Genomic DNA, 7,512 nt, shown 5'->3' with positions numbered 1-7,512 from the left:
GTCGGTCTTGTCTAAACCTCGATTCTACCTTGCCTGGGCTGTGGTTATCCACAGGCTGGGGGTGCCGGACATCGCCCGCCCTACGCTAACTGTTTGACAACAGAGAAGAAACTTGCTGAAATGGCGGGCTCGGCTGAGGTCGGGTGGCTTCGTTCGCCCCGCGCGTCTATTCCCGCACCCATCCCCATCCCGTACGTACGCGTGTACCCGTATACGCATCGCCCCCGAAATGGGCCCGCGGAGCATGTCGCCCGCGTCCGTGCCCATCCGTATTAATTGTTCTTTTGTGGACCGCCCATGAAACGCACTTTCCAACCCTCCGTTACCCGCCGCAAGCGCACCCATGGCTTTCGCGTGCGCATGAAGACCCGTGGCGGCCGCGCCGTGCTGAACGCACGCCGCGCCAAGGGCCGCAAGCGTCTGGCGGTCTGAACGCCGCGCCAGGCATTGCGCCTGCCCCGGCCGGCCTGACGGCCGCCTCGGCCGCGCAGTTGCCCGTCATGCCGCGCACCACGCTTCCCCCGGAGGCGCGGATGCATCGCCCCTCGGAATTCGCCGCCGCGCTGAAAGGCCGCCGGCTGGCGCGAGGGGCGTTTTTCATGATCACGTCCACCGCCGCGCCCGCGGACGTCGCGCCGCCCCAGGCGCGGCTGGGCATGGTCATCGCCAAGCGGCATGCCGCGCGCGCCGCGACCCGCAACGCCCTCAAACGCGTCATCCGGGAATCGTTCCGGGCCCGCCGCCTGGCCTTGCCGCCGGCCGACTATGTGGTCCGGCTCCATGCGCGCGTCCCCGAGCTGTCGCTGACCGCCCTGAAACAGGCCGCCCGAGCAGAAGTAGATACTCACTTCGCACGGGTGATCCGCTTTGCTTCCTGAAGGTGCCCGCGTGAGCGCGTCCATGATCAAGACCCTGCTGATCGCGCCGATCCGGTTCTACCGGTTCTTCCTGAGCCCCTGGATGGGACGGCAGTGCCGTTTCACGCCCACCTGCTCGGCCTACGCCATCGAAGCCATTGAAACTCACGGGCCTTTGAACGGTCTGTGGCTGGCGGCCCGGCGCATCGGCCGTTGCCACCCCTGGAGCCCGGGCGGACTCGACCCGGTTCCGCCCGCGCCGCGGCCCGGCGACCACTGCTCCTGCGGCCACGGCCACCGCGCCCGGCAGGATTGACGCTAAACTGGCGGGCTTTGCCGGTCCCGCTCTTACCTTGTAGGCACCATGGATATCCGACGAACCATCCTCTGGATGATCTTCTCTTTCTCGCTGTTGCTCCTCTGGAACAACTGGCAAGTCCATAACGGAAAGCCGTCGCTGTTCGGCGTGCCGCCAGCGGCCACCCCGGCCCAGCAAGCGGCCAAGCCCGCCACCGGCGACGCGGCGCAACCCGCCGGCAACACGACCGTTCCCAGCGTGCCCGCGGCTGGCCAGCCTGCCTCGGCGGCGCCCGGCGGCGTGCCTGCCTCCGCCGCCAAGGCGCAGGCGGACTCGCAGAAAATTGTCATCACCACCGACGTGCTGCGCCTGACCTTCGATACCACCGGCGCGCAGCTGGTGCAGGCGGTGCTGCTGAAGTATCCGGACGCCAACCGCGGCGACCAGCCGACGGTGCTGCTGGACGATACGCCCGACCTGCAATATGTCGTGCAATCCGGCGTGGTGGGCGCCCCGGGCCAGCCCGGCTTCCCCACCCATCAGACGCCGTTCCGCATGGTGTCGTCCGAGCGCAGCATGACCGGCGACACGCTGAGCGTAGTGTTCGAAGCCGAATCGGGCGGGCTGAAGGTCACCAAGACCTACACCTTGCATCGCGGCCGCTACGACATCGACGTCCGCCACGACATGACGAACACCAGCGCCAATCCGGCGCGCCCCTCGCTGTACCTGCAACTGCAGCGCGACGGCAACAATCCGCCGGATACGTCCAGCTTCTATCACACCTTCACCGGCATGGCGGTGTATTCGGACCAGGACAAATTCCAGAAGGCCACGTTCTCGGATATCGAAAAGAAGAAAGCCAGCTACATCAAGCAGGCCGACAACGGCTGGATCGCCGTGGTGCAGCACTACTTCGCCACCGCCTGGATTCCGCCGCAAGGCAAGGCGCGCACCAATGAGCTTCTGGAGGTCCGCAACAACCTCTACGCCGCGCGCACCGTCGAAGGCGTGGGCGACATCGCGCCCGGCGCATCGGCCAGCGTCGATGCCCACCTGTGGGTCGGCCCGCAGGACCAGAAGGCCATGGCCGCGCTGGCGCCCGGGCTGGAACTCGTCGTCGACTACGGCTGGCTGACGATCATCGCGAAGCCGCTGTTCTCGCTGATGACGTGGCTGCACTCCATCCTGGGCAACTGGGGCTGGACCATCGTGGCCCTGACGGTGCTGATCAAGCTGCTGTTCTACCCGCTGGCGGCCACCAGCTACCGCTCGATGGCCCGCATGAAGCAGGTCACCCCGCGGCTGCAGGCGCTGAAGGAAAAGTACGGCGACGACAAGCAGAAGCTGAACGCCGCCATGATGGAGATGTATCGCACCGAGAAGATCAATCCGCTGGGCGGCTGCCTGCCGATGGTGGTGCAGATCCCGGTGTTCATCTCGCTGTACTGGGTGCTGCTGGCCAGCGTGGAAATGCGCGGCGCGCCGTGGCTCGGCTGGGTGCACGATCTGTCCGTGCATGACCCCTACTTCATCCTGCCGGCGATCATGATGGCCACCATGTTCCTGCAGATCAAGCTGAACCCGACGCCGCCCGATCCCGTCCAGGCCAAGGTCATGATGATCATGCCCCTGGTGTTCGGCGGCATGATGTTCATGTTCCCGGCCGGCCTGGTGCTGTACTGGTGCGTCAACAACACGCTGTCCATCCTGCAGCAGTGGTACATCACGCGCAAACTGCGCGTCGAAACGGAAACCGCCAAGCGTTGATCGCGAGGCGGGGCGGCCGGCCATGAAGAAACTCGACGTCCCGGCGCTGGAGATCTTCGTCGCCGCCGTCGAGGAAAAAAGCCTCACCCGGGCCGCTGAACGGGAAAATGTCGTGGCGTCCGCCGCCAGCCGGCGGATCGCCGACCTGGAACGGCACCTGCATCGCACGCTGCTGCACCGCCACGGCCGTGGGGTCGAACCGACTCCCGCCGGCGTGCTGCTCTACCAGCGCGCCAAGGCCATCCTGCGCAGCGTCCAGCTCGCGGAACAGGCCATCGACAGCTATTCGGCCGACGGCCAGGCCAAGATCCGGCTGGCGGCCAATCCCTCCACCCTGCTGCAGTTCCTGCCCGCGCCCATGGCGCGCTTCCTGGCGGGCCGCGACAACGTCGCGGTGGATCTGCTGGAGGCCCACAGCTACGACATCCCGCGCATGGTGGCGGACGCCACGGTGGACATGGGCATCTACCACGCCGATCGCGCCGCCGCCGGCGTGTCGTCCTTCCCCTTCCGCAGCGATCGCGTGGGCCTGGTCGTGCCGCGCGGACATCCGCTGGCCAGCCGGACCTCCCTGCGGTTGGAAGAAGCGCTGGATTACGAGCTGCTGGGGTATTTTCCGCGCCACTCCCTGGACCAGTTCCTGGACTATATCGGCCAGACGGTATCGCGGCCGCCCAGGGTCAAGCTGCAGGTCTCCAATTTCGAAACGCGCTGCCGGATGATCCGCGAAGGATTGGGCATCGCCGTGGTGCCCGAAGGCATCGCGCGGAATTACCTGGGCGAAATGGGGCTGGTCCTGCTGGCGCTGGAAGACGCCTGGGCGGAGCGGCAGTTTTTCATCTGCGTCCGCGATGCGACGACGATGAGCCCGCTGACGGCGGATCTGCTGGCGGCCCTGCGTCCCTGATCCCTGGGCCCGGCTGCCGCGCGGCAGCCTGCGGATTCAGTGATCGGTCGCTTGCCATTTTTTCAAACCGGACCGGCATCCCACGGGCTAGAGTGGCGGATACACGATAGCGGCGTATCAAGGCGCCGCGACACCGGAGACGCCCATGCTGCTCGAATCCCTGTCCGCCTACGGGGCGCGCGATACCGTCGCGCGCCTGCCCGACGAGGTCCTGCACTACGCCAAGCGCGCGGTCCTGGACTGGCTGTCGGCCCTCTATCCCGGAACCCGTATCTCGCCCTGCCGCGAGCTGGTGGCCGCGCACGCGGAAGAGCTGGGCATCGGACGCTCCAGCCTGCCCGGCAACGGCACGACGGCCTTTCCCGCCACCGCGGCCTGGATCAACGGCAGCGCCTCGCACGCGCCGGAGTTCGACGACATCTTCCGTGACGGGGCCTACCACCCCGGCTGCCCGGTGATCGCCGCGGCGCTGGCGATGGCGGAGCACCGGGGCGCCAGCGGCCTCGAACTGCTCAACGCGGTGGTGGTGGGCTACGAGATATCCACCCGCATCGCGGCGGCGATGCAGCCTTCCCACTACCGCTATTTCCACACCACCGGCACGGTCGGCACGCTGGGCGCCGCGGCGGCGGCCGCCGCCCTGGCCGCGCCGGGCCAGGCCGACGTCATGGGACATGCCATCGCGACGTCCGCCACCATGGCCGCGGCACTGCAGCAGGCTTTCCGTTCCGACGCCATGAGCAAGGCCCTGCATGCGGGCCACGCGGCGGCGGCCGGCGTGCGCGCGGGACAGGGTGCGGCGCACGGCGTCACCGGCGTGCACGACGTCCTGGAAGGCGAGGTGGGCTTCGGCGCCGCGCTGGCCGAGAACGTGCGTTGGGACAGCGTCCTGGAAGGCCTGGGCGAGCAGTACAACATCACCCGCATGACGCAGAAGAACCATGGCTGTTGCGGCCATACCTTCGCGGCCATCGACGCCGCCCTGGCCTTGCGCGACAAAGGCGTGCAGGCCGATCGCGTGCGCGCCATCGAGGTCCAGGGCTATCGCGCGACGCTGGAGGTCGCCGGCAATCCCGACCCGACCACGGCCTTCGAGGCGCGCTTCAGCACGCAATACGTCCTGGCGCATGCGATGCGCCAGGGTTCGGTACGGCTGGCGGCCTTCGAACCGGAAGCGCTGAACGACGAAGCAACGCGCGCGCTGATGCGCAAGGTCACGCTCATCGAGGATCCGCAGCTGACCGCCGGCTTCCCCAGGATGCGCGCGGCGCGCGTGGCCATCGTGACCGACGACGGCATGCGGCACGAGCAGTTCGCGCCGTATCGCAAGGGCGATCCGGAGGCGCCACTTTCGGACGCCGAATTGAACGACAAGTTCGACGAGCTTGCCGGGCCGGTGCTGGGCGCGGAACGCGCCCGCCAGCTGCGCGCCGCGGTCTGGAAGCTGGAAAGCAGCCACGTCAGCGACCTGGCCCTGGCGAACGACCGTCCTATCGCTTGAGAAACGCCCGATCATGTCCGTGAAATCATCAACCTCCCTCGGCCAGGCCTTGCTCGCGCCCCGCGCCATCGCGCTGGTCGGCGCGTCGGGCGACGAGCGCAAGAACACCGCGCGGCCGCTGCGCTTCATGCGCAAGCACCGCTATGCAGGCCGCATCCATCCGATCAATGCCGGCCGCACGGAAATCATGGGCGAACGCGCCTATCCTTCGCTGGCGGTACTGCCCGAGCCGGTGGACCACGTCTTCGTCATGATCCCCGGCGAACAGGTGCTGTCCGTGCTGGAACAATGTCCCGCGGCGGGCGCGCGCGTGCTGACCGTTTACTCCGACGGCTTCGCCGAAGCCGGACCGGAAGGCATGGCACGCCAGCAGGTGCTGGTGGCGCGCGCTCGCGAACTCGGCGTGCGCATCCTGGGCCCCAACAGCATAGGCAGCGCCAACCTGCACACGGGCGGTGTGATCTCGGTGAATGCGGCCTTCGAGGCCGACGACCTGGTCGCGGGCGACATCAGCATGGTGTCGCAAAGCGGCTCCATGATGGGTTCCTTGCTGTCGCGCGCGGCGGCACGCGGCTTCGGCTTCGCCAGCTCCGTATCGGTGGGCAATGAAAGCGACATCACCGTCGGCGAAGTCGTCGACGCGCTGGTGGACGATACGAACACCCGCGTCATCCTGCTGTTCCTGGAAACGCTGCGCGAAGCGCCCGTGCTGGCGGCCGCGCTGGCCCGCGCACGCCAGGCCGGCAAGCCGGTCGTGGCGTACAAGCTCGGCCGCTCCGAGCAGGGCGATGCGCTGGCGCAATCCCATACGGGTGCGATGGCGGGCAACGACGCCGCCGTCGATGCCTTCTTTCGGGCGCACGGCGTGCTGCGCGTGCAGCAGCTGGAAACGCTGTTCGAAATCGTGCCGCTGGCGGCGCGCTATGGCGAAGCGCGGGCCCGCGCCCCGGCGCCGCGCGTCGCGGTGATCACCACCACGGGCGGCGGCGCGGCCACCGTGGTTGACAACCTGGGCATGCGCGGACTGGTGGCGGCCGCGCCGCCTCCGGCCTTTGTCGAGCATATGGCGGGACGCGGCCTGCGCATACGCGAAACGCCCGTCATCGACCTCACCCTGGCCGCCACGCCGGCGCAATACAAGGATCTGCTCGAACAACTGTTGCTGGCGGACTGGTGCGACGCGGTGCTCAGCGTGATCGGGTCGTCGGCCCAGTTCCATCCCGACTTCGCGGTGAATCCGCTGGTGCAGGCCGACAAGCCGGACGACAAGCCCATGGCGGCTTTCCTCGCGCCCGAAGCGCCCGCGTCGTTGGCCCTGCTCAGGAAGCACGGCATTGCCGCCTTCCGCACGCCCGAATCCTGCGCCGACGCGCTCGCGGTACTGTTCCAGCGCAAGCCGGCGCCCGTTCCGCCGCCGGCCGCGGTGCCCTGGCCGGCCGGCTTGCCGCGCGCGGGCGCGTTGACGGAGCATGAAGCCAGCCGGGTGTTCCAGGCCCTGGGCGTGCCGGTCGCGGCCTCGCGGCTGCTCCCCACGGACGATCTCGCGCATGGTTTGCCCTATCCCGTCGTGGCCAAGGTGTCGTCGCGCGACGTGCCGCACAAGACCGATGCCGGCGCGGTCCGTATCGGCATCGCGGACGAGGCACAGCTGCGCGCCGCGGTCGATCAGATGCTGCGGAACGTGCGCGTTCACGCGCCTGACGCCGACATCGACGGCATCCTGGTGCAGGCGATGGAAGGGCGTCTGCTGGAGCTGATCCTGGGCTACCGGCTGGATCCCCTGGTCGGACCGACGATCGTGCTGGGCGCGGGCGGCATCGCGGCGGAACTGAATCCCGACTTCGCCATACGCCTGGCGCCCGTCGGCGTGGAGGAAGCGCGCGCGATGATCGAAGAGGTGCGCGCAACACGCCTGGTGCGCGGCTTCCGCGGCCTGCCGCGCGGCGATTGCGAGGCCCTGGCGCACGCCATTGCCGCTTTCTCCCGCCTGGCCGAGGTGGAAGGTGTCCAGGTAGCGGAAGCGGAGATCAATCCCCTGTTCGTGCGCGCCGATGGCGTCGTGGCGGTGGATGGCCTGCTGCATATCGACTGACACCACGACGGCAGGACGCAGCCACGAGTAGCGCGCGGACGCTGCGCGGAACAACGCACCCCGCCATGGGCGCGACACACATAACGA

The 7,512-nt window shown here is 68.4% G+C and carries 7 protein-coding genes; all 7 read left to right on the top strand.

Annotated features, from left to right (window positions below):
• Positions 1-297: 297 nt before the first annotated feature.
• On the top strand, positions 298-432 hold the full coding sequence (rpmH, locus tag CAL12_RS27985; RefSeq protein ID WP_057654304.1) for a 50S ribosomal protein L34: 135 nt from the start codon (positions 298-300) through the stop codon (positions 430-432).
• 68 nt (positions 433-500) lie between these two features.
• On the top strand, positions 501-878 hold the full coding sequence (locus tag CAL12_RS27980) for a ribonuclease P protein component (protein ID WP_086067581.1): 378 nt from the start codon (positions 501-503) through the stop codon (positions 876-878).
• Between the two features lie 22 nt (positions 879-900).
• Positions 901-1,173 carry a membrane protein insertion efficiency factor YidD gene (yidD, locus tag CAL12_RS27975; protein ID WP_086067580.1) on the top strand — a complete coding sequence of 91 codons (273 nt, stop codon included), beginning with the start codon at positions 901-903 and terminating at the stop codon, positions 1,171-1,173.
• A gap of 48 nt (positions 1,174-1,221) precedes the next feature.
• On the top strand, positions 1,222-2,925 hold the full coding sequence (gene yidC / locus CAL12_RS27970) for a membrane protein insertase YidC (RefSeq protein WP_086067579.1): 1,704 nt from the start codon (positions 1,222-1,224) through the stop codon (positions 2,923-2,925).
• Positions 2,926-2,947: 22 nt separating this feature from the next.
• Positions 2,948-3,832, top strand: a complete 885-nt coding sequence (locus CAL12_RS27965) for a LysR family transcriptional regulator (protein WP_086067578.1) — start codon at positions 2,948-2,950, stop codon at positions 3,830-3,832.
• Positions 3,833-3,977: 145 nt separating this feature from the next.
• The gene (locus tag CAL12_RS27960; RefSeq protein ID WP_086067577.1) at positions 3,978-5,333 is read left to right on the top strand and encodes an MmgE/PrpD family protein; all 1,356 of its coding nucleotides are present in this window, start codon (positions 3,978-3,980) and stop codon (positions 5,331-5,333) included.
• A 13-nt stretch (positions 5,334-5,346) separates the two neighbouring features.
• Positions 5,347-7,425, top strand: coding sequence for an acetate--CoA ligase family protein (locus tag CAL12_RS27955; RefSeq protein ID WP_086067576.1), 2,079 nt, complete (start codon positions 5,347-5,349; stop codon positions 7,423-7,425).
• Positions 7,426-7,512 lie beyond the last annotated feature (87 nt).

It is taken from the genome of Bordetella genomosp. 8 (assembly GCF_002119685.1).
Taxonomy (GTDB): domain Bacteria; phylum Pseudomonadota; class Gammaproteobacteria; order Burkholderiales; family Burkholderiaceae_B; genus Bordetella_C.
The sequence above is the reverse complement of the archived record's forward strand: the minus strand, read 5'-3'. Positions and strand labels throughout refer to the sequence as shown.